Below are 25,150 nucleotides of genomic sequence, written 5' to 3' on the forward strand. Positions count from 1 at the left end.
GTTCACGGGCGGCAATCGGAGGCGATTACCGCGCCCATGGCGGCGTCTCGCATGTATTAAGGCGGAGCCAGCCTGGCGTCAGTCTGGTCGAAGGGCAACTGCGTGGTTCCTGGCGGCCTAAAGCGGCCGAAATGCAAGGCTAGCGTTGGCAGAACGAGAAGGTTCAGCGCCGAGGAGCTGAAAAGGCCGCCCAGAATCACCAGCGCCATCGGACCCTGGATCTCGCGGCCCGGCTCGCCCATGCCGGCTGCGAGCGGCAGCAACCCAAGAGCGGTGACGAGAGATGTCAGCACGATCGGCGTCAGCCTGTCCCCGGCGCCCTTGACGGCCGCTTGCAGCCCCCATCGCATGCCGTCCACGCTCACCAGATGTTCGTAGTGCGAAATCATCATGATGGAGTTCCGCAGGGAGATGCCGAAGAGCGCGACGAACCCCACCATCGACCCGATGGTCAGTATGGCGCCTGTGAAATAGATCACGACCACCCCGCCGACGAGCGCGAACGGAATATTGACGAGGATGAGAACGAGATTGCGCCAGTTCCGGGTGATGAGCGACAGGAGAAGAAGGACGCCCGCGAAGGCCATGAGCGAATGCACGACCAAATCGCGGCGCGCGTGCGCCTGCGCCTCGGCGGAGCCCGCGAACTCCACATAGACGCCCGGCGGCAGCCGGACTTTCGCCGACACCGCTTTCTGCGCCTCGGCGACGTAGGAGACAACGTCGCCGCCAACGACATCGGCGGTCACGGTCTGCAGGCGGCGGGCGCCGAAGTGATCCACCTGATATCGGCCGGTGGTCTGGCTCACATCGGCGATCTGACCCAAAGGAACGTAGGCTCCGCTGCGCGTCCGCAGAGGAAGATCCGCGATCTTGGCCACGCTGTTGCGGCTTTCAGCGTCGAGCAGCGTTATGACGTTGAAGGCGCGATGCCCTTCGTACGCCTGCCCGACAACGTCGCCCTGATAAGCGGCCCGGACGATATCGAGCACATCGACGGCATCGAGGCCCCACCTGACGAGATCTTCGTCACGCAGCCTGATGGTGAGCTGCGGCGTCGCGGCGGGCGTTCGCAGGCGCACGTCCCTCGCGCCGCGGACACTCGCCATAACAGCGGCGACATTCTTCGCCACGCCGTCGAGCTCGTCGAGGTCGTTCCCATAAATGTTGGCCGCGACCGCCGCGGTATAGCCCGAGAGCGTCTCCTCGACGCGTTCGGTCAGGAACGGCTTCAAAGAGAAGTTTAGGCCGGGAAAGCCCTGAAGCGCCGTTCTTATGTCGGCGTCCGCTTTGCTCAATTCGGCGCCCGACAGCCCGGCTCGCAGGTCGACTTCGATCTCGCTGTAATTTGGTCCCCAGGTGTCGTCGGCTGATTCGGCCCGGCCGACGCGCTGCGAAATCGACCGGACTGCCGGCACGTTAACGAGAGCTGAGGTGACGAGGAGGCCGAGGCGTTCGGATTCTGCGATCGACGTGCCAGGGACGGCGGACATGTGCAATGTATAGTGACCCTCCTTGAATTCGGGAAGGAACGCGCTGCCGAAGAAGGGCAGCAGCGCAGCGCCGCCGAGCGTGAGGGCGGCGGTGGCCAGCATCACCGCGGTCGGCCGTTTTGCGATTCTGCCGAGAAGGCGCTCGTAGGGCTCGCGCATCCATCGAACCAGAGGGGGCGCATGCCGCGATGCTTCGTCCGCGCCCGCGCGTCCCGTCAGAAGCATCATGCAGAGCGCCGGCGTGACGGTGAGCGCGATGATCAGGGAGGCCAGCAGCGCGAGAATGTAAGCAAGGCCGAGAGGGGCGAAGAAGCGGCCGGCGATCCCTGGCAGCGTGAGCACGGGGATGAAAACAAGCAGCACGATGAAGGTCGCGTAGACGACGGCGCTGCGCACTTCCAGCGAAGCGTCGAGGACGACGCTCGCGGCGGGTCTTGGCCGCGCCGCGTGCCGGTTCTCGCGCAGACGCCGCACGATGTTTTCCACGTCGATGACGGCGTCGTCGACGACTTCGCCAATCGCAATCGCGAGGCCGCCGAGGGTCATCGTATTCAGCGTTATGCCAAGGCTGTTCAGCACGATGACGGCGGCCAAAAGCGACAATGGGATTGCGATGCAAGAGATCGCCGCGGTCCTGATGTCGAATAGAAAGAGAAAAAGCACGACGATCACGAAGACGCCGCCGAGCAAAAGCGCGTCGCGCACGCTCTTCGTCGCGACGTCGATAAAGGTCGCAGGGCGGAAAAGAGTCGCGTCGAGCTCTATGCCCTGAGCCTCCAGCGCGGGCCTTAGCGTCGCAAGCGTCTCCTCCACGCGCTTCGTGACGTCCAGCGTGTTCGTCCCGAACTGCGCCGAGATGACGAAAACCACACCGGGCCGGCCCATGATCGTCGCCGCGCCGATCGCGGGCTCCGGCGCATCAGCGATGGTCGCAACGTCTGACAGGACGACGCTTGCGGCGCCGCTGGTCGTAACGACGGTGCGTCCGACCTCCGCCGGCGTCACCGCCTGTCCCTCGCTGCGAAAGATGATGCGCTGGTTTGGCGTATCGAGAAAGCCCGCGCCGCGGACCGCGGTGGCCTTGCGCGAGGCCGCGACGACATCTTCGAGCCCGACCCCATAGCGCACGAGATCGCCGGGATGGACCTGCACCTGTATCGACCGGACCTCGCCGCCGAAGACAGCGACCTTGGACACTCCCGGCACGGCGAGGAGCCGGAGGCGCACGGTCCAGTCCGCCACTGTCCGTATGTCCATGAGACTTTTCGTCTTCGATGTCAGGCCGGCCACAAGGACTGTGCTGCTCGACGAGGTGAGCGGCGTCAGGACGGGAGGCTTCACGCCGGCGGGAAGCTGCTGCGTCGCGTAAGCGAGGCGCTCGGCGACGACCTGGCGGTCGAGGTAGATATTGCTGCCCGGGTCAAAGGTCACGTTGACGACGGATAGCCCCTGGCTCGACGAGGAGCGCAGCATCTGAATTCCGGAGACCCCGCTGATTGCGTTCTCCAGCGGTTGCGTGACCAGAACTTCAATTTCCTCCGCGGCGAGGCCCGGCGCCTCCGTCTGGATGCCGACCTGAGGCGGAGCAAATTCAGGAAAGACGTCGTATTTCGCCTGGGTGACCGAAAGGGCGCCATATCCGAGAAGCAGAAAGCTCAGGGCGACGACGATCCGGCGAAACCTGATCGCCGCCCCGATGATCGCGGCCTGGAATCCGGTGCGCGGTCGTTCGAAGACGCCGTCTGCGGTCAATTGCTGTCCTCGTCGGATGGAATCTGTGATTTCGATTCCTCCGACAGCAGCGTTTGCGCGCCGGCGACGACAATCAGCTTGTCATGCTGCAGGCTTGTCGCCGGCAACACATAGCCGCCGTCTGCGGTCGGGGCCGCCTCTTCGCCGATCGCGCGGCGCTCGAACCTGTCCGACCCGGCCCGGACATAGATCCAGGCCTTTCCCGCCTGCCAGATAACCGCTGAGGGGGGTATGCCGACGCCGGGTTTGGCGGCGCCGTTCGGCAAATACGCGAGCACGCTCATTCCAGCCAGGACGCCGGGCGCCATGGGTATCTTATAGAGATAGCTGACGTTCGGGATCTTGGGATCGGTCCGCGCGGCCTCGGAGACGAAGTCCGCTTCGGCGGTCGATCCGCCGCCCAGCGTCACGCTGATCCGGGCCGGAGCCGCGATCGTCGCGCTAGGCGGCAGCGACAGCTGGATCAAAGCCGACTTGCGAAGCACAAGTCCTTCCGCCAGGGGCGATCTCGCGACAATGGCCTGGCCGAGGATCGGTCCCCATTCCTGGATCGCGGTGTTTCTAACAGCCTCTCCCTCCGCCTGCACGGCCTCGAACGCGGCGGCGTCGATTTTGTAGGCGCCCTCGGCCGATTCGGCCTGCGCGACGGCTGTCGGGAATACCTTAAGCAGATTTTGCGCACGCTCGTTCGCGGTCCTCGATGCCGACAGTTTGACCTGCGCCGACTTAAGCTGCGCCGATGCGGCGAGGGAGGCGTTGTAAAGGCTCGTCAGCCGGTCCAGCGGCAGAATCGAGCCATAGGCGCGCGTCTGACCCTGATAGGCGATCTCCTTTGGAGCCGCCGTTTCGATCCCGCCCTTCTCCTGGCCGCCGGAATCCAGCTTCACGACCGCCGCTTCGCTTCCCGGCGAAGACGATTGCGCCACCGCCTTCGGCGCGTCGTCAGCGTCGCTGGAGCCGGCAGGCTCTGACGTCTGGAAGTTTGATATCAAAAACACGCCGGCGGTCAGGACGGCGGCCGTGACGGCCACGCCGCGCACAGCCCGAAGAACGGCGCGCCCGAAGATCGACCTCGTCCCAGATGACATTTTCCTTTTTCCCGGGAATTTTTCCCGGCTGACTTTGCGCCGAATTGCGTTTCTTTTGCAAGCCGCCGGCCGACAACGCCGCGAGAACTCTACTTCCTTCGCCGGAGCCTTCCCCGACGCGGCGGGCGACGGGCCTATCGAGAAGTGGCTTGAAACAGCCCGAGCACATCGGCCGGCGGCGGTTCCGGGCCGATCGAAATCCGCGGCATGCCGGCGCCGATCAGCGTGGCCAGCGCGACCTGCCCGTCGAGCAGGGCCTGCTGCAGGCCGATCTTCTCCTGCTCACGCGTCAGTTGCGCCACCTCGATGTCGACATAGGCGCGTTCGTCGAACGACCCCTGCTTGAACGCCGCCTCGGTCTTTTCGGCGATGAGGCGAGCCTCTTTCAGGCGCGGCTCAATGGCGGCCAACTGGAGGGCGAGCAGCGACTGTTCCGACAGGAGGGCGCCGATTTCTCCCTCCGCAGCGGTCAATCGCGCATTGAACTCGCGATTGAGCTGCTCGCGGGTCGCCTGCTCCAGGGCGATGGCCCCCTCGTTGCGATTGAAGACCGGTAGTTCAACCGACGCCTCCGGACCGAACGAATAGATGGAGCTGCTGTCCCGGCCGCCGACCAGTCCAATCGCGAGGTTGGGGAATTGCGAGAGGATCGCCTGACGAAGCTTCGCATCCTCCGACCTGTAGCCATATTGCAGGGCGATGAGATCCGGCCGGCGGTCGGGGAGACTCGCCATGTCCGCGCGGATTCGCTGCGCGTCGATGCGCGGGGTCTCGCTCGCGCCGGCAAGAAGCAGTGGCGCGTCGGGCGCGAGACCAAGAAGCGCATTGAGTTGATGCCGGCGATTGAGCTGCAGCCGTTCAAGATCGTCGTAGCTCTTTTCGACGTCGCCAACCGCCACAAGATCGGGCGACAGCGCCGCCAGCGTCGCATTGCCCTGCTTGATCGCCGCCTTCGTGAGGTCGAACCGTTCCTGGAGGAACTTGCGACTGCGCTGGAGCGCCTTCTCGGCCCGCTCGCCTGAAACAATGTCGACAAAAAGAAGCCGCGCCTTGCCGAGGGTCTGCCATTCCTGCCAAAGCAGCGAGGCATTGATCGCGGAGGCGGCGTTGTCGGCAATTTCGCGCCGCGTCGGACGCAGGAGGATCGACTTGAGGTCCTGCGCAACCCCCACGCTGAACGCGTCCGATCCGTTGGGGCCGGCCATATAGAATGGATAGGAGAGTGCAATCTGCGGGTTCGGCAGCAGGTCGGCCTCGATGACCTGGGCTGTCGCGACGCCCAGCTTCGCCCGCGCGGCGCGAAGGTCCGGATTGTTGCCAAGCACCATCCGATCGAGGTCGGCAAGCGTAATCCGCCTGTTGTTTGCCCCTACGAGGTCCGAGACGCGTGAGGCGAGGTTCGGCGCCCGGTCGAGAGGCGCGGACCGGTAGGATGCGCAGGCCGCCAGCGTCATGAAGGCGGCGACGAGAGCCAGCCCCGGTACGCGCTTTTCCATCATGCGAACGCCAGTCGAAATATCATGCGTGAGAAGGGTGTACGGAGGACCTAGCATGAACAGGCGAGGCCATGACGGTTTGTTCCCGCTGTGACAAAGAGATCGTCGTTTTGTGATGCTTATCTGCCACGATTCAGGATTTGCTCTGCAAATGGCGGCAATCCATTTGCATTTGCGAGCAGTTTGTCTCGTTCCCGGCGACAGCGCCGAGCCGGGACGCTTTTGCGCGATCCGAGGGATCAGGGGCGGCGCAGAACGCCATAATCCTCGAGAATTTTAACGGTTTTCCTCAGACTCCGGACATCGAGCTTGCGGTCGACGGATTCTTGACCCGCCAGCAGGACGGCTGACGTTCGTCCAAGAGATCGCTGTCGTGGCCGACTTCGCGCCTGGAATGTGTGCTGGGCGGTTGCCATAGCGATGAGGCTATGAAATCAAATGCGCTAACCATTTGATTTGCTTGGTGAGCGCGATGGGATTCGAACCCATGACCCTCTGATTAAAAGTCAGATGCTCTACCAACTGAGCTACGCGCTCTCCTAAGGGAGCGTGCGTCAAGTAACCTTATCGGCCCGCACCGTCAATAGAACGCGCATGCGCGGACCGTTTGTCGATCGTCCGGACGTCAGGATTCGGCAAAATGCGCAAAAATCGAGAGCGCGGCGAACGCCGCCGCCGCAATGACGGTCGTCCATAGAGCTTTGACGAGCAGGCGCGGCGCAACAGGAGCGCCCGGATCCGTGCCTTCGGTCACATCACCGGATTCCCTCTGCGATTTAACGCCAAAGGGAAGCACCGCGAAGAGAACGATGAACCAGGTCACGAAAAAAATAGCCAGAGACATCGGCGTCGAAAAAGGCATTTTCGTCCCCATTCAAGTTGAATGGCGCTCGGTCCCCGCGCGAAAAGAAACCCGGGGCGACCGCCCACGAAAGGCGCCGTCGCGCGCCGGCCTATATAGAGCGCGGTATGCGCTGAAGCCAAATCCCGCCTGCGTTGTTGCCATTTGAACACGCGCCGCGACAAAACAGGCGGCTTGCCGGCTCCGATCGCGTCATCGCATTGTCAGGCTGGCGGCAGGATCAGATTATGGCGGCAATGCAGCGCCCGCCGCTGGTTCACCGCAATTCAACCCATCTTCAAGGATCGTCAAACATGCGCCGTCGCGTTTTGGCAGTGGTCAGCGCCGCTGCCGGGCTTACGCTCGCTACCTTCTTCTCTCCGGCTGTGAAAGCCTATGAATATCAACAACCGCCTCAGGCTCCTGGCCAAGGCTCATTCACCCAGGATCCGGGAGAACTCTCCGGCCGGCCGCAGGCAGCCGCGCCGCCGCGCGAACTCGTGCCTTATGCGGGCCGCTATGCGCCGGGAACGATCATCATCTCCAATCAGGAGCGGCGCCTTTATTATATTCTGCCGGGCAATCAAGCGATCCGGTATGGCGTCGGGGTCGGCCGTCCCGGCTTCTCCTGGACGGGAACCAGGACCGTCGCGATGAAGCGCGAATGGCCGTCGTGGAAACCGCCGGCGCAGATGCTGCGTCGCCGCCCGGACTTGCCGAAATTCATGGAGGGAGGCCCGGCCAATCCGCTCGGCGCGCGCGCCATGTATCTCGGTGGCACGCTTTATCGAATCCACGGATCAAATGAACCGCATACGATCGGACAGGCGGTTTCATCGGGCTGCATTCGCATGACGAATGAGGACGTCGTCGACCTTTACGAACGCGTGAAGGTCGGGACTCGCGTCGTCGTTCAATAAATATCTTTATCGGAAAAGTGATTCGTTCCTCGACAGACGCCGTCGAGCCTGAGAATCTGTTCGTCCGGTCGATTCGGCCGCCCGGGCGATCGGCAAAGGAGCGCCCAAATTGCCTCAAGCCTGGCCGGGTTTGTCGCGATCGAGGCCTTTGGATTTCAGTTCCGCCTCATACTTCGCCCATTTTTGGTCAAATCCGGCGCCAAGGTCGTAAAGATAGTCCCATGTGAAGATGCCTGTCGTGTGCAGGTCGTCGAAACTGAGCCGCACGGCGTAGGCGCCGACCGGTTCGACGCCAATGATGACGCAGTTGCGTTTGCCGCCGACGGTCACGCGATCCTCCTCGCGGTGGCCCTGAACTTCCGCGCTCGGGCTCATGACGCGTAAATATTCCGCCGCCAACGCATATTCCCCGCCGTCGTCGAACTTGATATGGAGCAGCCGGCCGTTTTCCTTCAGGCGCAATTCGCTTGGCCAGTGAGTCGCATTTCTCATTTTGCCGCCTGTTCTTTTGAAACTTTTTTCATGCAATCAACGTTTCTGTGTATTGCTGATTTTCACGCTTTCGCATAGGCATACGCTCCGGCATGTCAATAATAAGCAAATTTTCCCAAGCTGACGCACAGCGTGCTCCGACAGCGTCTCCGCTTGTTGATCCGTTCGGCCGAACCATTAGCTACGTCCGCGTTTCGGTGACGGACCGCTGCGACATGCGCTGCGTCTATTGCATGTCGGAAGACATGAATTTCCTGCCGAAGCGCGACGTCCTAACGCTCGAAGAACTAGATCGCCTGTGCACGGCTTTCATCAATCGAGGCGTGAGCCGATTGCGCATCACCGGCGGCGAGCCGCTGGTTCGGCGCGGCATTCTCAGTTTTTTCACCTCGCTCTCGCGTCATCTCGAATCCGGCCTGCTGCGCGAACTGACGCTGACCACGAATGGCTCGCAGTTGGCGGCTCATGCGGCTGATCTCGCAGCGCTGGGCGTGCGGCGGCTGAACCTTTCGATGGACACGCTCGATGCGCAAAAATTCCGGACGATCACGCGCTGGGGCGATCTGTCGCAGGTAATGCGGGGGGTCGACGCGGCCCAGACGGCCGGCATCGCGCTCAAGATCAATATGGTCGTGCTGAAAGGCGTCAATGACGCCGAGATTCCGGCCATGCTCGAATGGGCGCACGGCCGAGAGATGGATCTGACCTTGATTGAAGTCATGCCGCTTGGCAGCATTGAAGCCGAACGCGTCGATCAATTCCTGCCGCTGACCATTGTCGAGCAGCAATTGTCGCAGCGCTACACCTTGCAGCCGATTGATTACAAGACCGGCGGCCCCGCCCGCTATCTCCGCGTGGCCGAGACCGGCGGTCGTCTGGGCCTTATAACGCCCCACACGCATAATTTTTGCGAAGGTTGCAATCGCGTCCGCGTAACTTGCACGGGGACGCTGTACATGTGCCTTGGCCAGGAAGACGCGGCCGATTTGCGCGCGCCGCTGAGAGCCTCTCAATCCGATGACCTCTTGAACGAGACCATTGAAGCCGCTATAGCGCGCAAGCCCAAAGGGCATGATTTCATCGTCGATCGTAAGGGCGCGAAGCCTGCGGTGACGCGGCACATGAGCGTCACCGGCGGCTAGCGCAAGCCGGCTCATTTCGTTGAGAAGCGAGCCGTTGCCTCAATCTCGACGCGGTATCGGCGAGTCAGGCCCGGGCGGCTTTTCGCCTCCTTGAGTGGGCGTCAGGCCGCGCCGGTTTCGGCCTCCGCCTCCCTTCGCACAAAATCGAGAAGCAACGACAGCCGCTCCAGCCGGGCCGTCTTCGCAAGCGTAAAGAGCTCAGACGCCATTTGGGCAAGATATTCAGCGGTTTCGCCCTTATTTGCGTCAATCGCATTGTCAAAGGCAAACTCGCCGATAATGGCGTTTGTCTTGCGTATCGTTCTTTGGTCGCTGCCCTGTTTGTCCATTGCGCTAACCCTTCTCTTGGACCGTGGCCGCTGATCAGCGGCGACAACGTACTGTACATAACGCACAGAGAAGCACAACACAAAATGTACAACTAACAGCAATTTTACAAATAGCGCTGCGCGAAAGAACGATCGCATTTACTCGCGCCTCCGAGGCTGCATAATTAACGGATCGCGGGGCGATCTCCGGCCCTGATCGGACCAGATCACCTGGAACGGCGCGGCGCTCTTTCCAGCAAGTTCCATTCGCCGGCGCGGATATTGCCAAAAACTTTGCAGGCCCATTCGATCTGAACATTCAAGATCGGGGCGGCGTTATGGCTGACGAGATCGAAACGATCCTTGCTGACCCTTCGAATTGTCTTGAGATAACGCCTGCCATCGGTCAGACGCACGGCGGCTTCCCAACCATCGGCCTCGGTGCGGGTCTGCGCCACTTTCCAGCAGATAACGATGTCGCCTGGGTCATAGCGCGGCCACATACTGTCGCCGACGATCTCGAAGGCGACGGCGCCGTCCGGGACAGGATAAGGAATTTCGATCTCGGCGAAGCCTTCCGGCGGCTCCTGCTCAAAATCGGCGTCGATGACCGCCCCGGCGCCAATGCGGCCGACCAGCCGCACGATATTTTTGGGTTCCGGCGCCGCTTCGGCATCGCCCTCCCCCGTCAAAAGCCAGGCGGCGCTCGTCTCGAATGCGCGTGCGTAGCGTTCAGCGATCGCAAGCCGCAGGCCGCGCTCGCCGTTCTCATGGCTGCGGTAGGTATTCTCGTTCCAGCCGAAGGCGCGCGCCGCATCCGTCGCATTCTCAAAGCCCGCATTACGCCGGGCGATCGCCAATCGATCGTGAGGTTCTTCCATGCCTCACATATAACAATACGTGTTGTACCTTGCTACCGTAATACACGATTTGAGGTCCGTCCGGATCCAAAACCCTTGAATCTGCCCGGTTTCACGCAAGCCTCGTCAACGATTCTCTATTCGATGACGATTTTGGGCGGGGCGCGCATAGTCCCCCCCTTCTCGAGCCTGGCCTTGATCTGGCTCGCGATGTCTCGGTAGACCTTGGCGTGAGGGCCCTCCGGGTCGGTCGCCACGACCGGGCGCCCCGAATCGGAACGCTCGCGAATGTCCATATGCAGCGGCACTTCGCCGAGAAACGGCGCGCCGTCGCGCTCCGCCTCGCGCCTCGCGCCGCCGTGATTGAAAATGTCGGACCGTCCGCCGCAATGAGGGCAGATGAAATAGCTCATGTTTTCGACGATGCCGAGGACTGGCACCTCGACCTTGTTGAACATGGCGATGCCGCGCCGGGCGTCGATCAAGGCGAGATCCTGCGGCGTCGATACGATGACCGCGCCGGCGAGCGGCACGTTCTGCGCAAGGGTCAGTTGCGCGTCTCCCGTGCCGGGCGGCATGTCGACGACAAGGCAGTCAAGTTCGCCCCATGCGACGTCGCGAAGCAACTGCTGGATGGCGCCCATGACCATCGGCCCGCGCCAGATCATCGCATCGTCTTCCGCAACGAGAAAGCCGATCGACATCGCCTTGACGCCATAGGCCTCGAGCGGGGTCATGACGCGCCCTTCGGAATGGGGCCTGCCGCTGAGGCCGAGCAGGCGCGGCAGGGACGGCCCGTAAATGTCGGCGTCAAGGATGCCGATGCGCCAGCCGAGAGCGGCGAGACTTAGCGCCAGATTGACGGCGGTCGTTGATTTGCCAACGCCCCCTTTGCCGGAGGCGATCGCGATAATGTTGGCGACGCCAGGGATGCCGATTGTGCGCGCGGCCGGCGCCTTGGCGGGGCCAGGCGGCGCTTTCGGCGGCGCGCGGTCGGCGGTGAGGCTGACGAGCGCGCTGCTGACGCCGCTTATTTTTCTGAGCGCGATTTCGGCGGCCGCGCGCATCGGCTCCATCGCAGCCGCGCGCGCCGGATCGATCGCAATCGAGACATAAACCTTGCCGTCCCGGATCGAGACGCCGGAGACCGCCCCCGATTCCGGCAAAGGGGTCCTGCCATCGGGTCCCGGCACAGCCCGCAGCGCCGTCAGTACGTCTTGCTCGCTGGCCATTCCGTTCTTTCTCCGTCAATCCACGCCGACTGAAGGATCGGCGCCCTTTCGAAGTTTGCTATAGGCGATTGACCGGTCTCATTCAATCACGGCGCGACGCCAGTTGAAGAGGCTTGTCCTGCCCTTGTTTTGGACACGCCAAGTGAGTTCTATATAGTCCCGCCCGATGCGGCCGCGAGCCTCAAGAAGCGCGCCGCTGAGCCTTATCACTTCCATTCCAAGGAGAACGCCCCTGCCCGCGCGCGATCCCTTTCGCCTTGATCCTGGCGGATCCTCCGCATATTCGCGCCTGCTCCAGATAATCGCGGCCCTCGCCGCCCTGCTTGTGTTTCTGGCGCCGTCCGGCACAAAAGCGCAGGAGCAGGTCTGGACGGAGATCAAAATCGCCAGCGAGGGGGCGAGGCCTCCCTATAATTATCTTGACGCCAACAATGAACTCGCCGGATTCGAAATCGATCTCGGACGCGATCTCTGCGCGCGCATGAAGGTGACCTGCCGCTTCGTGACGCAGGACTGGGACGGGCTCATTCCGGGGCTCCTCAACCATCAATATGATGCGATCATGGCCGCGCTCGAAATCACCGACGAGGGGCGTGAGAAGATCAGCTTTACGAGGCCTTATATTCGCATGCCTTCAGCTTTCATGGCGTCCAGGCAGAGCAGCATCACGAATACGACTCCGGACGGCCTCGTCGGCAAAACGATCGGCGTCGAATCGGGCGGCGCTCATGAGAGCTATCTCGATGAGGTCTACAAGCGATCCGACATCCGCCCCTATGCGACCCTCGAGGAAGCCATTCTCGACCTCGCAGAGGGCCGTCTCGATCTCGTCATCGGCGATAAGGACGCCCTTGTCGATTTTCTGAAAAGCCGCAAAGAAGGGCAATGTTGCAGGCTGGTCGCCGACGCTCCGCATGATCCGGCCTTTTTTGGCGACGGCATCGGCATCGGCCTGCGCAAACAGGACGTCGATCTGAAAGCGATGTTCGAGAAGGCGCTCGACGAGAGCATGGCCGACGGCTCCTTCGCGCGGATTCGGGAAAAGTATTTCGACTACAAGATCAACTGACCACCGATCCGTGAATGAAAAGCGCGGCGCGGCGCTTGAGACGAAGCCGCAAAAAGGGCTAGATCGTTGCAGGATCGAAACCTCGGGCCGGCTTACGTCCCGCGCGGCAAAGGATGGATGGCAATGGCGAACATCGGGTTCCTTGGTCTTGGCGTCATGGGCTATCCGATGGCCGGGCATCTTCAAAGGAAAGGCCACGCGGTCACCGTCTATAACCGCACGGCCGCCCGCGCTCAGAAATGGGTCGCGGAATTCGGCGGCGCGGATGCGGCGACGCCCAGGGCCGCCGCGGAGGGACAGGAATTTGTTTTCGCCTGCGTCGGAAATGACGATGATCTGCGCAGCGTCGCGCTCGGCGAGAACGGCGCCTTCGCAGGCCTTGCGCGAGGCGCGGTCTTCGTCGATCACACCACCGCTTCGGCGGCGGTCGCGCGCGAACTCCACGCGATCGCCAAGCAGAACGGCAACGGTTTCATCGACGCGCCGGTGTCGGGCGGCCAAGCCGGCGCCGAGAATGGCGCGCTCTCCGTAATGTGCGGCGGCGACCCCGACATTTATACGCGCGTTGAACCGGTCATTTCCGCCTACGCCAAGGCTTCGCGGCTGATGGGACCGTCAGGCTCCGGCCAGCTGACCAAGATGGTCAATCAGATCTGCATTGCCGGACTCGTCGAGGGCCTCGCCGAAGGTCTTCACTTTGCCAAACGCGCCGGACTCGACGCAGCCGCCGTCATCGAGGTGATTTCCAAGGGCGCGGCGCAGTCCTGGCAAATGGAGAACCGCTCCAAAACGATGATCGAGGGCAAATTCGATTTCGGCTTCGCCGTTGACTGGATGAGAAAGGACCTCGCGATCTGTCTTGAAGAGGCGCGCCGCAATGGCGCCAGCCTGCCGGCGGCGGCGCTGATCGACCAGTTCTATGCGGAAGTGCAGACCATGGGCGGTTCGCGATGGGACACGTCGAGCCTCATCGCGCGCCTCGAACGGTCGCGATGAACGAGCCGCCAACGCAACTTTAGACAACAGAGCGCGTTTGCTTCCGGCAATTCAAATTTGCGAGGCGGCCTATGCATATTCTCTACATCATTCTTATTGGATTTGTGGCCGGCCTGATCGCCCGTTTTCTGGCGCCTGGGCCTTACAATCCATCTGGCTTTATCATGACGGTGGTGCTCGGCATCATTGGCGCTTTCGTCGCGACATGGCTCGGGCAGACAATTGGCTGGTACAGGCTCGATCAAGGCGCGGGACTGATCGGCGCGACCATCGGCGCGGTCATCGTGCTTTTCATCTGGCATGTCATCAAGCGCAACACGGATTCGGTTGGCCCGGAGGGCGGTAGACGCTGGCTGTAGAATCTTGGAGCCAGCAGCGGCCTTCTGATGTTGAAAAATCCCGTCTGACTCGTGCGACTCGGACGGGATCGGCGATGTCAGGCGTTGTTTGTTCCTGGCGCGAGCGCGTTCCGCCTAGTCGAAAACGAAGCTCATTAAATCCCTGCGTACCAGTCGTAGCCGCGATCTTCCCAATAGCCGCCCTTGCCACGCCCGATCCCGGCAAAGCTTTCTACAAGTTCGATGCGCATGATGTATTTCGCCATCTTATAGCCGAGTTGACGTTCGACGCGAAGACGCAGCGGCGCGCCATGCGCGACGGGGAGAACGCGGTCGTTCATGTCATAGGCGAGGATCGTCTGCGGGTGGCGCGCGTCGATGAGATCGATGGTCTCGTAGGAGTGCGTCGACGGGTCGTCGAGGGCGGCGCCTGTTTGCGGCGGCTGTTCATCTGGATCAGTTTCCTGATCGCTCTCGGCCTCGTTCGGGTTGCTCGCGGCCTCGTCGGCGCCAAGCCGGTCCGCGCAATAAAACGCGACATAGCGCGCCTGCGGCTTGACCCGAACCTCATCAAGCAGGGTCGATAACAAAACGCCCTTCCATTTGCCGATGCAACTCCAGCCTTCGACGCAATCATGCCGCGTGATTTGCGTGCGCGATGGAAGCGCGCGAAGCTCATCCAGCGAATAATCGCGCGCCTTTTCCACAAGGCCCCCGACGTTCAGCTTCCATGAGGTGAACTGATCGCGGACGAGTTCGCGATAGGACGGCGCCTTCGGATCGATCGATCCGTTGGCCCTGAAGTTCCTGGAAATCTCCGTTGCGGCAAACTCCGGCGCAAGACGATCGGCGCCAATCAACAGGCGTTGCGCCTTGTAGCTCAACTCATTGACGCCATCGAAAACGTCTTGCGCCTGGTCCGATTCACTGATGCGATCACATCCGGCGAGCGCGACGCCAGCCGCGCCGATAAGGAATCCACGGCGATCCAGCCGGAAAAATCGTTTCATCGATCCTCGCCTTCGACGGCGTATCGTCCGGTGATCATCGAACGCAAATTATTGAGCGGTCCAGTCAGGATGACCATCGCAAGATGGATGATGACGAAAGCAACCAAACTGAACGCCAGAATGAAATGGACCGTGCGCGCGCTCTGCCGGCCGCCGAACAACGCGGGCAGCCACGGCGCCGCGGCGTCCATACCCGGCGACATGGCAAGGCCTGCGAGCACTATGACGGGCAGCACGAGAAACAGAATGACGGCGTAAGCCAATTTTTGCAGGGGGTTGTAGCGCAGCGCCTCCTCACCCTTGCTGAAGCGCAGCCGCGCATGCTCGATGATGCTTTTCGGGATGGCCCGAAGATCGCGCCATGCTGGTGCGACATCCTTGCGAAGATGTCCGCTTGCGAGTCCATAGATGAGCGCGAGAACGCCATTGGCGACAAGCAGCCAGGCGAAACTAAAATGCCAGCGGCGGCCGGTCGCAAGGTCCTGATAGGAAGGAAGCGTGAGCGCTGGCGGAAAGGCGCGCTCGAGAGGTTCTCCCTCCCCCTTGAAAAGACCTAGAAGTCCCGTCGTGTCGAATGTGCGGCCAAGGATTGTCGTCTCACCGCGCGTCGCGTCGGCATTGGACGCGATCTGTAAAATCGGATGATCGAATCTCGACTTGCTTCCGAGATAGAGCGCTGGATGCGCATTGAAGATTTGAAGGCCGCTCATGAACAAAATGCTCAGACAGAGCACATTGATCCAATGCGTCAGGCGAATGAAAACGCTATGGCGGTAGACAATGCGCCGCTTCCGGGCGGCGCGCCGAACCTGCGTCAGAGAAGCGTCTGTCATGGTTTCGTTCGGCGCGTTGGCGATGCCCCTATAAATACGCCCGAAGACGCCAGAAAGGTTACGTCTCTCGAAAAAAAGATTTCCTTTCCCGGAATTTCTGAAACAAATATCTCGACCGGGGCGCAAGGCTCCGGCTTATTGGGAGGTAGAGCCAATGCGAAATCTCATGTTTCTCGTGACGGCGACTTGTTTTCTTGGCGCCCAGGCTGTGACTGCGGCGCCAATTCCGGCCGCTGGCGTGACGACTATCTCCAGCGACGAGGGCCTCATCGTCAAAACCGCATATCACAAGCATAAGAACATGAAAAAGGTTCATAAGGCGCAAGGAAAGGGGTCAAAGTAATTTAGCTTTGCGCCCGACCTTAAGGTCATCCTGCCAAACACAAAATAGTTTCAAAGGCCGGGGGCGGACGGCAACGACCGCCCCCGGATCAAGAGCCGCCGCCGAAGTTTTGCTTTTGCGGATCCTGCGCCATTCGGCTCGGCGATGGGCTCCCATCTCCCGCGGCCTCGTCCGCAGCCGGCGTCAAGAAAACCTGCGACAGCGCGCGATAAATGCTCTCGGGACAGACAAGTTTCGACGTCGTATTGGCGATGAGCGCAGTGGCCATCAATGGAATGATCATGGCGTGGTTTTGCGTCATCTCCGCCACGATGACGAATGATGTGATCGGCGTTTGCACAACGCCTGTCAGATAGGCGACCATTCCCAACAGCGCCAGAGCGCCTATCGGAACGGATTGGAACAGAATATGAAGGTCAGCGCCAAGGCCGGCGCCGACCGCGAGCGAGGGCGCAAAAAGCCCGCCTGGAATGCCGCTGATCGAGGAGAACAGCGTGCTCAGCAGTTTGAGCGCGCCGAACGAGGCGGGAAGCGTCGCCGTCGCATGCACGATGGAGCGGGCCTCGGCATAGCCCGTGCCGTAAACCGTATCAGCCGAGGCGAAGCCGCAGAGGGCGACGCAAAATCCGCATGCCATTGCAAAAGCGATCGGGCGGCGTTTGGTGAAGGCCCTTGGAAGGCCGGTTGAAAATGCGATGACAATGCGGCTGAATAGGCCGCCTGCGAGGCCGCCAGCGATCCCGCAAAGAGGCACGATCAGCCAGCTTCGTCCGAGCGGCAGAGTTTCCGCGGTTGAGCCAAAATAGGCGTAATCGCCCATGATCGCGAGCGACGTGATGCCCGCGGCGATGACGCAACCGATGATCAGTCCGCTCGTCCGGGCCTCGAAAGACTGGCTCAGTTCCTCAATGCCGAAAACAATTCCGGCGAGCGGCGTATTGAAAGCCGCGGCGATGCCCGCCGCGCCTCCTGCGAGCAGGAGCCCGACCTGATAGCCGGCTGGCGCCCAACGCCCAAACGCCGCCATGATCGACGCCCCGACCTGAACCGTCGGACCTTCGCGTCCGATCGACGCCCCGCCGGCGAGGCCGAGCATCATGACGATCACCTTGCCCGCCGCGATCTTCAATGAAACGAGAGCGCTGCGGTCCTCGGAATCATGCAACTCTGTCGCGGCGATGACCTGCGGAATGCCGCTGCCTTGCGAATTGGGAAAGGCCTTTCGGGCCAGAAAGGCGCAGAACCCAAAGATGCTTGGCGTGACGATGAAGGCGGCATAGGGCGTAAGCTCAAGAATGCGATGAAAAATCATTTGCGCTGGCTCGGCCAGCGCGGCCATCAACATCGCTGCGCCACCGACGCAGAGGCCGCCCATCAAGAAAAGCGTTCGATGCATCAAACGCTTGAAAGCGGTTTGCGAGCGTCCAATGGAAGGGATCGGGCGGTTGGATGTTGGCATCGGCAGCCTGGTCTATCTCGATTTCAAGGTTCTACCTTGTAATGCTTTAAGCGGGCCTTGCGCCGCCCGCCACACTGGGATGAGCCGCGAAACTGCGGCAAATCGGACAGGTAGAGGCGCGGCTCAATGAAAATTGCGCCCCTTTGGCAAAATGCGCCGGAGATTGATTGCATCGGGCGGCGGCGCATCGTTGAAGAGACTGGGCTGGATGTGCTTGCGCGGTTCGCGGGAATCACGCTCGTTTGGCCGCTTGACCTCGTCAGCGCGGGCAAGGGATGGGATTTCTTCCCCATGCCTCGACAGCAGCCCCAGAAGAGGCGTCAAATCCTCCGCCCGCTCCACCACGACATGGATGACGCCAGCCTCGATCTGAACGCGCCCCGTCGCCGCGATGAAACGGGCGCCGATGACGATTGGGCGTAAAGCCTCGAAAACCTTTGGCCAGACGACGAGATTAGCGGTTCCGGTTTCGTCCTCGATCGTCAGGAAGATAACCCCCTTGGCCGAGCCCGGACGCTGACGCACGAGAACAAGGCCGGCGACCGATACGCGCGCGCCGCTGCGCTGGCTCGCCATATCTTCGGCGCGCCAGACTTTTCTCTGTGCGAGGTGCGCGCGCAGGAAAGCGACCGGATGCGCTTTGAGCGACAGTGATAAATGGCGATAATCTTCGACAACATGTTCGCCGAGCCGCATGATGGGAAGCTTCGCGTCGGCCTCGATCGCGCGCCAGCTCAAGCTTTTAAGTAGCGGCAGATCCTCTTTGTCGCCGACACGGCCAAGGCCGCGCACCGCCCAAAGCGCCGCGCGCCGATCAAGGCCCAATGATCGAAATGCGTCGGCGCCTGCCAGGACTTCCAATGCGCTGCGAGATAATTCTGCGCGCAGCCAGAGATCGCGCACGGAATCATAACCCTTTCCGCGCATCGCGACGAGTTGCTCCATGTCAGCTTTGCTGACGCCCTTGATCTGACGAAATCCAAGCTGGATCTTATGCGTCGAGCGAATTTCGCCTTTCATCGACGCATGACGCGAATGCAGCGGCGCTGGCCCCGCGCCTTCCGTCAGCGTCGAGTCCCAATCGGACCGATTGACGTCGATCTCTTCGATCACAACGCCATGTTCGCGCGCGTCGCGCACGATTTGCGCGGGCGCGTAAAAGCCCATCGGCTGGGCGTTGAGCAAAGCGCAGGCGAAGACGTCGGGATAGCGGCATTTCATCCAGGCCGACGCATAGACCAGCAAAGCGAAGGAGGCGGCGTGGCTTTCGGGAAAGCCATAGGAGCCAAAGCCCTCGATCTGCTTAAAGCAGCGCTCGGCGAAATCACGCGAATAATTCCGTGCAACCATGCCCTCGACCATTTTCGCCTGGAATTTGCCAATCGTCCCCACATGTTTGAATGTCGCCATGGCGCGGCGCAACTGGTCAGCCTCGGACGGCGTGAAGCCGGCGGCGACGATGGCGATCTTCATCGCCTGTTCCTGAAACAAGGGCACGCCGAGCGTCTTGCCGAGCACATCTTCAAGCTCTTTCGATGGATAAACGACGGGGTCGAGACCCTGCCGCCGGCGCAGATAGGGATGCACCATATCGCCCTGAATGGGACCTGGCCGCACGATCGCGACTTCGATAACAAGGTCATAGAATTTGTCAGGCTTCAGCCGCGGCAGCATCGACATCTGCGCTCTGCTCTCGATCTGAAAAACGCCGATCGTATCTGCGCGGGAAATCATCTCGTAAACCGCGGGTTCCTCCGCTGGCAGGCTCGCCAGGGTAAAGGCTTTTCCATAATGTTTCTCGATGAGGTCGAAACCTTTGCGCAAACAGGTCAACATGCCGAGCGCCAGCACGTCGATCTTCAAAATTCCGAGCGCGTCGAGATCATTCTTGTCCCATTCAATGGTGGTGCGATCCTCCATCGCCGCATTGATGATCGGAACCACTTCGTCGAGCCGCGAACGGGTGATGACGAAGCCGCCGGTATGCTGCGAAAGATGGCGCGGAAAGCCGATCAGCTCTTCGGCGAGCTTTAACGCCTGCGCGAGCCGTCTTTCCGTCGGATCGAGACCGGCTCTACGCGTCTGCCCGGCGTCGACGCTGGCTGATGAACGGCCCCACACTGTGCTCGACAGAGTCGCGACGACATCCTCCGAAAGTCCGAAAGCCTTGCCGACTTCGCGGATGGCGGAGCGGGCGCGATAGGTGATGACGCTCGCCGTCAGGCCGGCGCGGGCGCGGCCATAACGATTGTAGATATATTGCATGACCTCTTCGCGCCGCTCATGCTCGAAATCGACGTCGATGTCAGGCGGCTCGTTTCGTTCCGGCGAGATGAAGCGTTCGAACAAAAGGTCGTGAAAGACAGGATCGACTTCCGTGATTCCAAGACAAAAGCAGAGCGTCGAATTCGCCGCCGAGCCGCGCCCCTGGCATAGAATTTTCTTTTCTCGGGCAAAGCGCACGATATCGTGGACGGTGAGAAAATAAGGCGCGTAATCAAGTTCCTCGACAAGCTTTAATTCATGCGTGATGGCTTTTTCGACATGCGCTGGAACGCCATTTGGATAGCGGAATTTCGCGCCTTCACGTGCGAAAAACGCCAAGGCCGCCTGTGGCGTCGCAAAACCGTCGCGCAATTCCTGCGGGTAATCGCCGCGCAATTCATCGAGGCTGAAACTTAAGCCTTCAAGAAAACGCAACGTCTCGCAGATCGCGTCCGGCGCATCGCTGAACAGGCGGCTCATCTCAGCGCTGCTCTTGATGTGGCGCTCCGCATTGGCTTCAAGACGCAACCCCATCTGGTCGAGCGTCTCCCCCTCGCGGATGGCGGTCAGCACATCCTGCAGGAACCGTCGGTCCGGCGCATGCATGAGAACGTCATTGACGGCGACAAGCCGCAGTCCGGTTGTGTTGGCGAGAGCGATGCGGCGGCCAAGATCACGGCGCATCGACTGGCTATAAATCATCGAGGCGGCGAGCCAGACCCGGCCATTGGCGCACTCGCGCAGCTTTCTGAGCAAAGCCGCGTCATCGTCCGCCTTTAGCGGCTGAGGGTCATATGAATGACCGTCATATAAATCGGCGTGGATTTTCGCCGCTGTCTTGGCGTCGTCTCTGTCATCCCATGTGCTGGCCGGCATGACGATGAGCTGCTGGCCCTGCGCCGTCTCAAGGAGATCGCTGACGCGCAGAAGACAGGTTCCTTTTTGCGCGCGGGCGTTGCCGCGGGTCAACAGCCGCGTCAGGCGGCCATAGGCGGCGCGATCGCGCGGAAAAGTCAAAATGTCCGGCGCGCCGTCGCAGAAGACGAGCCTTGCGCCGATGGCGAGACGAAAATCAGCCGCGCCTCTATTGGCCTTGGCGAAGCTATGGGCGCGGACGACGCCAGCCAGCGAATTGCGGTCGGCTATGCCGATGCCGGCAAGGCCGAAAGCCATGGCCGCCGCAACGAGTTCTTCAGGGTGGGAGGCGCCGCGCAAAAACGAAAAATTTGTCGTCGCCGCCAGTTCGGCATAGCGCGGCGTCATGCAAAGAGGCCGTGCATGAACCAGCGTGGACGCGGTGTTTCGCTGTTGAAGAGACCTTCGCGGAAAAGCCAGAATCTTTGCCCTTCGCGATCTTCCATGCGGAAGTAATCGCGGGTCAGCGCGCTCTCCCCGCGCCACCATTCGGGCGCAATGCGCTCCGGTCCTTCGAACGCCGCGACCTCGTGCAGGACGCGGCGCCAGCGAAACCGCAGCGGCGGTCCATCCGGCACGCCGGCGATGGCCTCGATCGGTTCCGGCCGTTTCAAAAGCCGGATCGGCCGCGAGGGCAGATGGCCGCTGAGCGCCGCCTCGGATGTCGGAAACGCAGCGACGCCTTTCGACGCCGTTTTTATATGATGGCCTCTTTGCGCATATTGCGCCGCAGGGACCGCGATGACGGCAAATTCTGGCGTATGCGCAGCATTGAAGGCGAGCCGCGTCACGCGCCGAAGACCCAGTCGCGCGCCGAGCCTGTCGACGAGATCGGCGAGATCGCCTGCAGCGTCCGGATCGCTCCATCCGGTTTGCTCCGGATCCTTACGTTCGACGACAAGCGCTGCGAGCCGGATGACGTCGAAGCCGTAGCCGGCGTCGAAGGCGTCGCCGTCATTGGCGATGCTGGCGGCCTCGAAACGTTCGCGAAAGAGTTTTGCGATAAGACCGGGCTCGCGCAAGGGCCGGCTCGCGCCGACCTCGAAATGTTTGACCATGCCGTCGACGCGAAACAGGCTGGCCCTGAGCCGACGCGCGCCTTCGCCATGCCGCGTCAACAGGACGGAAAGATCCTGCGCCAGCGACAGGATCGAAGGTTCGATGTCTTCGCGCCGCAAAACGCCGTCGAGAAAACGCCGCTCGGTCATGAAGGCCGGCGCTTCGAAACGCGGCGATATGGGAGTCTTCGCGCGGCCGAGCAATCCATCGAGCCGGGCATAAAGAAGAGCGCCGCAGCGGGCGGCGATCGGCGCGCGCGGGCGCATTAGGATGTCGCAAAGGCGGCGCAGGCCCGCTTCCGCGAGCGCTTTGAGCGTCGCCTGATCGAGTCGCAAGGCGGCGAGCGGCAGATCCCCAAGACGATGGGCGAGTTCCGCCGCGTCGAGCCCCAGTGGCAGGATGCGGGCGTCGATCCGCGCGCCGCCATAGCGCGCAAGGGCGAAAGCCGCTTCCGGCGTCGACGCCAAAGCCGCCCTGGCGAAAAAGCCCTGAGTTTGAAGCCGTGTCTCGATTTCGGCGAGAAGGCGCGCCTCGCCGCCAAAAAGATGCGCGGCGCCGCTGACGTCGAGCATGACGCCGTCCGGCGCATCGAGAGCCGCAAGAGGGGTGAAGCGGCGGCACCAGTCTGCGATATGCGCCAGCGTCCTTGCTTCCGCCTCTGGGTCGGCGTCGGCGCAGATGAGGGTTGGATGCATGGCGCGCGCATCGGGTAAGGTCATGCCAGGCTTGAGACCGAGAGCTTGACCCCGCGCATCGAGCGCTGCGAGCTTTTGCGCGCCGTTGATTTTAGCGGCTGTCGCCAGAGGCGCCTCAGGCGGTTTGACCAAACCCTGCGCGCGCATCAGCCGGATGATGCGGTCGGTCGCGAGCGTTGGCAATGAGACGGAGAGGAAACGCGTCACGGAAACAGCCCTCTTCATGATCCCAGAGAATGGCGACGGGATCGGCGCCATTGGCGCGTTCGACCGCGCGCGCCTTGACGATGCGCACAGACCAGCAGGCAAGACCCGGCAGCGGCAAACCAGCCAAGGGCGAGCCCCGCGCGTAAATCCCTTTATGCGCAAAAACCTCGAAGCGCGTGTGCGCGCATGAGGACAGCCGCTCCCCTGCGCCCGCCATTCCGGCCGCCAGCATCAGGCCGGCGCCGCCGCTCGCCTGCGCCGCGAGGGCGAGACGGCGGGAGGCGGTGAGGCTGTAAATCTTCTCGAGATTCCATATTTCGCCGATCACCGCCGCGGCGGCGCGGCATTTCAAGGCCTCCTCCATGGTCCACAGGCTGTCCTTTGCGCTCGCCGTATGCACGAGGATAAGGCGGGCGGGATCGACGCCATGGAGGGCGAGCCCCGGTCCGTAAGGCGCGCCCCCTTCAAGGCCGGCGAAATCCTCGACGATCCAGATGATGGCGGAGCGGCCGGCGGGCGCTTTCGCGGCCAGGCGGGCGGATAGCGCCAGCGCGAAACCGGACGCCGCCGCGCCGTCGCCGGCTCGTCCCGGCGCGATCTCATGCAAAGCGCCGCAGCGCAAGCCGCCGCCCAGCATCCTGTCGAGGCTGCAATCCTCGCCGAGATTTCTTTGCGCGAAAGCGACGCTATTTTCGGCGCGGGCGATCTTTTGACGCAAAAAATCCAGCCGTTCCGATCTGCCGCCTGGCGACATCGGCCTGCTCCATGATGAAACTGCGGGTTAGTTCTCTATTTGTTCTTATAGATTCCCGCTTCAGGCGCGAGAGTCAAGGCGATTTTGACCTCGTGCCAACATCAGCCTAGCCCGGCGCAAGCCAGGCGGCGAGTTACGCCGAAGCTTTGCGGCGGACGCGTAACCCTGAGAAAAACAGGACCATGGCCGCCGCCACGGCGGCAAATTGCCAAGTCTCGACGACCACGGCATTTTTTCGTAAAAAGCCTGCCAGCGCCGGATCAGAGCCGATGAGTTCACCGGCGACCCAGCCGAGGACGCCGGCGCCGATCCAGACGAGGGCGGGAAACCGCTCCAACAGCGCGATCAAAAAAGTCGAACCAAGAACGACCAGTGGAATCGACAGAACGAGCCCGAAAATAATCAGCGCCATCGACCCTTGCGCAGCCCCGGCGACGGCGATGACATTGTCGAGCGACATCACGGCGTCGGCTATGACGATGATGCGGATCGAGCTCCAAATCGAGGTTGGGGCGGGCGCTTCTTCCTCGCGCTCCTCCTCGCTGGCAAGACGTATGGCGATCATCATCAAAATCGCGCCACCGGCGATCTTGATGAAAGGAAGCGCCAGCGCCTGCAAGAACAGCAGCGTGTAAATGATGCGCAAAAGCACGGCGGCGCTGGCGCCGAGCACGATGGCCCAGCGGCGTTGCCGTTTCGGCAAGGAGCGGCTGGCCATAGCGATGACGAGCGCATTATCGTCGGAAAGAACAATGTCGATCCAGATGATCTGGAGCAGCGCCGTCAGAAATTCAGTTGAAGCTGAATCCATTGCTTGCAACTACGGCGCGGGGCGATGAATGAGCGCTCGCCGCGAACGCAGGGCTGGCGCCAAAATGCGAATGGCGACGAGCGCGGCGCGGACCGCATCATCGAGACTGAAGCGCCCCGTCCCTCGCCGATAGCGCACGGCTAGAGGCGGAACATGAACGAAGCCGACAAGAGGGGCATGATTTTGCTGCATGTGACCTTGGTTGAGCGAGAGAAACAAGGTCTGGTTGCAGACATAGTCGCCGGCGTCGGTCGAAACGGCGGCCGCAAATCCGTTGCGGCGCAGCTCAGCCGCGATCAGTCCGCAGGGGACGCTCGATGTCAGGCTCATCGGAGCCCCCGCGATAATGGCGCGGCGAGGCGCCGTTGCGCCGCTTGCGTCCGGATGCAGGATGCTCACCCGGTTCAGGGCTCGCGCTTCGACGCAAAACTTCGTCCGCCGCGTCGCGACGCCGAAATGCAAAATCGCATCCGGCTCGATCTCTTTCTGGAGGCGGACGAGACGCGGCGCGATCTCGGCATAGATCACGGGCAAGACATGGGGCTCGAGGCGAATGCCGGTGAGCGCGAGGCGCAACCGATAGCTCGCGAGCGCCGCCATCATTTTCGCCGTTGGATTTTTGGGTGAGCCTGGAAAGCCGGCAAAACCGGTGACGAGAATGCGCAGCGGCGCGCCCGGGCCGCGTGCTAACGGCGGCGGTCGCATTCCCGACATGATCGGAGGCCATTCAGACATGAGGCTAAAAGGACCTCGTTAAGCTTTCGTTAAGTTT

At 61.8% G+C, this 25,150-nt stretch carries 21 protein-coding genes and 1 tRNA gene; 5 read left to right on the forward strand and 17 right to left on the reverse strand.

Going from position 1 to position 25,150, the window contains the following annotated elements; all coding sequences use genetic code 11:
• Positions 1-56 precede the first annotated feature (56 nt).
• The 5 genes from MPC4_RS12810 to MPC4_RS12830 all read right to left on the reverse strand — a co-directional run bounded on the left by MPC4_RS12810 (position 57) and on the right by MPC4_RS12830 (position 6,691).
• Positions 57-3,245 (reverse strand): efflux RND transporter permease subunit, encoded by a 3,189-nt coding sequence (locus MPC4_RS12810; protein ID WP_174512842.1) that lies wholly within the window; start codon positions 3,243-3,245, stop codon positions 57-59.
• Positions 3,242-4,333, reverse strand: a complete 1,092-nt coding sequence (locus MPC4_RS12815; RefSeq protein ID WP_174512843.1) for an efflux RND transporter periplasmic adaptor subunit — start codon at positions 4,331-4,333, stop codon at positions 3,242-3,244. Before MPC4_RS12815 ends, MPC4_RS12810 begins: the two co-directional genes overlap by 4 nt.
• Positions 4,334-4,467: 134 nt before the next feature.
• On the reverse strand, positions 4,468-5,829 hold the full coding sequence (locus MPC4_RS12820; protein ID WP_210253642.1) for a TolC family protein: 1,362 nt from the start codon (positions 5,827-5,829) through the stop codon (positions 4,468-4,470).
• 461 nt (positions 5,830-6,290) lie between these two features.
• Positions 6,291-6,366: transfer RNA gene (locus tag MPC4_RS12825), tRNA-Lys, on the reverse strand.
• Between the two features lie 88 nt (positions 6,367-6,454).
• On the reverse strand, positions 6,455-6,691 hold the full coding sequence (locus MPC4_RS12830) for a DUF1467 family protein (protein ID WP_174512845.1): 237 nt from the start codon (positions 6,689-6,691) through the stop codon (positions 6,455-6,457).
• A gap of 293 nt (positions 6,692-6,984) precedes the next feature.
• On the opposite strand from MPC4_RS12830, the gene MPC4_RS12835 reads away from it, so the two are divergent.
• Positions 6,985-7,590: a L,D-transpeptidase gene (locus MPC4_RS12835; protein ID WP_174512846.1), complete on the forward strand. Its 606-nt coding sequence runs from the start codon at positions 6,985-6,987 to the stop codon at positions 7,588-7,590.
• A 114-nt stretch (positions 7,591-7,704) separates the two neighbouring features.
• Here the strand turns inward: MPC4_RS12835 and MPC4_RS12840 are convergent, their stop codons facing one another.
• Complete coding sequence (locus MPC4_RS12840; protein ID WP_174512847.1) at positions 7,705-8,082, reverse strand: gamma-butyrobetaine hydroxylase family protein; 378 nt, start codon at positions 8,080-8,082, stop codon at positions 7,705-7,707.
• Positions 8,083-8,174: 92 nt separating this feature from the next.
• On the opposite strand from MPC4_RS12840, the gene moaA reads away from it, so the two are divergent.
• Positions 8,175-9,224, forward strand: coding sequence for a GTP 3',8-cyclase MoaA (gene moaA, locus MPC4_RS12845; RefSeq protein ID WP_174512848.1), 1,050 nt, complete (start codon positions 8,175-8,177; stop codon positions 9,222-9,224).
• A gap of 101 nt (positions 9,225-9,325) precedes the next feature.
• Here the strand turns inward: moaA and MPC4_RS12850 are convergent, their stop codons facing one another.
• The 3 genes from MPC4_RS12850 to apbC all read right to left on the reverse strand — a co-directional run bounded on the left by MPC4_RS12850 (position 9,326) and on the right by apbC (position 11,624).
• A complete protein-coding gene (locus MPC4_RS12850; RefSeq protein ID WP_174512849.1) occupies positions 9,326-9,691 on the reverse strand; it encodes a hypothetical protein in 366 nt (121 codons plus the stop codon).
• A 68-nt stretch (positions 9,692-9,759) separates the two neighbouring features.
• Positions 9,760-10,413, reverse strand: coding sequence for an XRE family transcriptional regulator (locus tag MPC4_RS12855; RefSeq protein ID WP_174512850.1), 654 nt, complete (start codon positions 10,411-10,413; stop codon positions 9,760-9,762).
• 116 nt (positions 10,414-10,529) lie between these two features.
• The gene (gene apbC / locus MPC4_RS12860; RefSeq protein ID WP_174512851.1) at positions 10,530-11,624 is read right to left on the reverse strand and encodes an iron-sulfur cluster carrier protein ApbC; all 1,095 of its coding nucleotides are present in this window, start codon (positions 11,622-11,624) and stop codon (positions 10,530-10,532) included.
• 166 nt (positions 11,625-11,790) lie between these two features.
• Here apbC and MPC4_RS12865 point away from each other — a divergent pair, with 166 nt between their 5' ends.
• The 3 genes from MPC4_RS12865 (at position 11,791) to MPC4_RS12875 (ending at position 14,048) form a co-directional block, all read left to right on the forward strand.
• Positions 11,791-12,693: an ABC transporter substrate-binding protein gene (locus MPC4_RS12865; protein ID WP_174512852.1), complete on the forward strand. Its 903-nt coding sequence runs from the start codon at positions 11,791-11,793 to the stop codon at positions 12,691-12,693.
• A gap of 123 nt (positions 12,694-12,816) precedes the next feature.
• Positions 12,817-13,689: an NAD(P)-dependent oxidoreductase gene (locus MPC4_RS12870; RefSeq protein ID WP_174512853.1), complete on the forward strand. Its 873-nt coding sequence runs from the start codon at positions 12,817-12,819 to the stop codon at positions 13,687-13,689.
• A 71-nt stretch (positions 13,690-13,760) separates the two neighbouring features.
• Complete coding sequence (locus MPC4_RS12875) at positions 13,761-14,048, forward strand: GlsB/YeaQ/YmgE family stress response membrane protein (RefSeq protein ID WP_174512854.1); 288 nt, start codon at positions 13,761-13,763, stop codon at positions 14,046-14,048.
• A gap of 134 nt (positions 14,049-14,182) precedes the next feature.
• Here MPC4_RS12875 and MPC4_RS12880 read toward each other — a convergent pair whose 3' ends face one another.
• The 8 genes from MPC4_RS12880 to MPC4_RS12915 form a co-directional block, all read right to left on the reverse strand.
• Entirely contained in the window at positions 14,183-15,037 is an 855-nt protein-coding gene (locus MPC4_RS12880) for a molybdopterin-dependent oxidoreductase (RefSeq protein ID WP_174512855.1), read from the reverse strand.
• On the reverse strand, positions 15,034-15,870 hold the full coding sequence (locus tag MPC4_RS12885; RefSeq protein WP_174512856.1) for a cytochrome b/b6 domain-containing protein: 837 nt from the start codon (positions 15,868-15,870) through the stop codon (positions 15,034-15,036). The genes MPC4_RS12880 and MPC4_RS12885 overlap by 4 nt, the downstream gene beginning before the upstream one ends.
• Before the next feature lie 431 nt (positions 15,871-16,301).
• Entirely contained in the window at positions 16,302-17,678 is a 1,377-nt protein-coding gene (locus MPC4_RS12890) for a chloride channel protein (protein WP_425312473.1), read from the reverse strand.
• Positions 17,679-17,795: 117 nt separating this feature from the next.
• Entirely contained in the window at positions 17,796-21,200 is a 3,405-nt protein-coding gene (locus MPC4_RS12895) for an error-prone DNA polymerase (RefSeq protein ID WP_174512858.1), read from the reverse strand.
• The gene (locus MPC4_RS12900) at positions 21,197-22,813 is read right to left on the reverse strand and encodes a Y-family DNA polymerase (protein WP_342343632.1); all 1,617 of its coding nucleotides are present in this window, start codon (positions 22,811-22,813) and stop codon (positions 21,197-21,199) included. The genes MPC4_RS12895 and MPC4_RS12900 overlap by 4 nt, the downstream gene beginning before the upstream one ends.
• Positions 22,722-23,567: an ImuA family protein gene (locus MPC4_RS12905; RefSeq protein WP_174512859.1), complete on the reverse strand. Its 846-nt coding sequence runs from the start codon at positions 23,565-23,567 to the stop codon at positions 22,722-22,724. The genes MPC4_RS12900 and MPC4_RS12905 overlap by 92 nt, the downstream gene beginning before the upstream one ends.
• 133 nt (positions 23,568-23,700) lie before the next feature.
• Positions 23,701-24,378, reverse strand: a complete 678-nt coding sequence (locus MPC4_RS12910; RefSeq protein ID WP_174512860.1) for a TerC family protein — start codon at positions 24,376-24,378, stop codon at positions 23,701-23,703.
• 9 nt (positions 24,379-24,387) lie between these two features.
• Positions 24,388-25,092, reverse strand: coding sequence for a pyroglutamyl-peptidase I (locus tag MPC4_RS12915; protein WP_174512861.1), 705 nt, complete (start codon positions 25,090-25,092; stop codon positions 24,388-24,390).
• Positions 25,093-25,150: the final 58 nt, after the last annotated feature.

The organism is Methylocella tundrae (assembly GCF_901905185.1).
GTDB lineage: Bacteria > Pseudomonadota > Alphaproteobacteria > Rhizobiales > Beijerinckiaceae > Methylocapsa > Methylocapsa tundrae.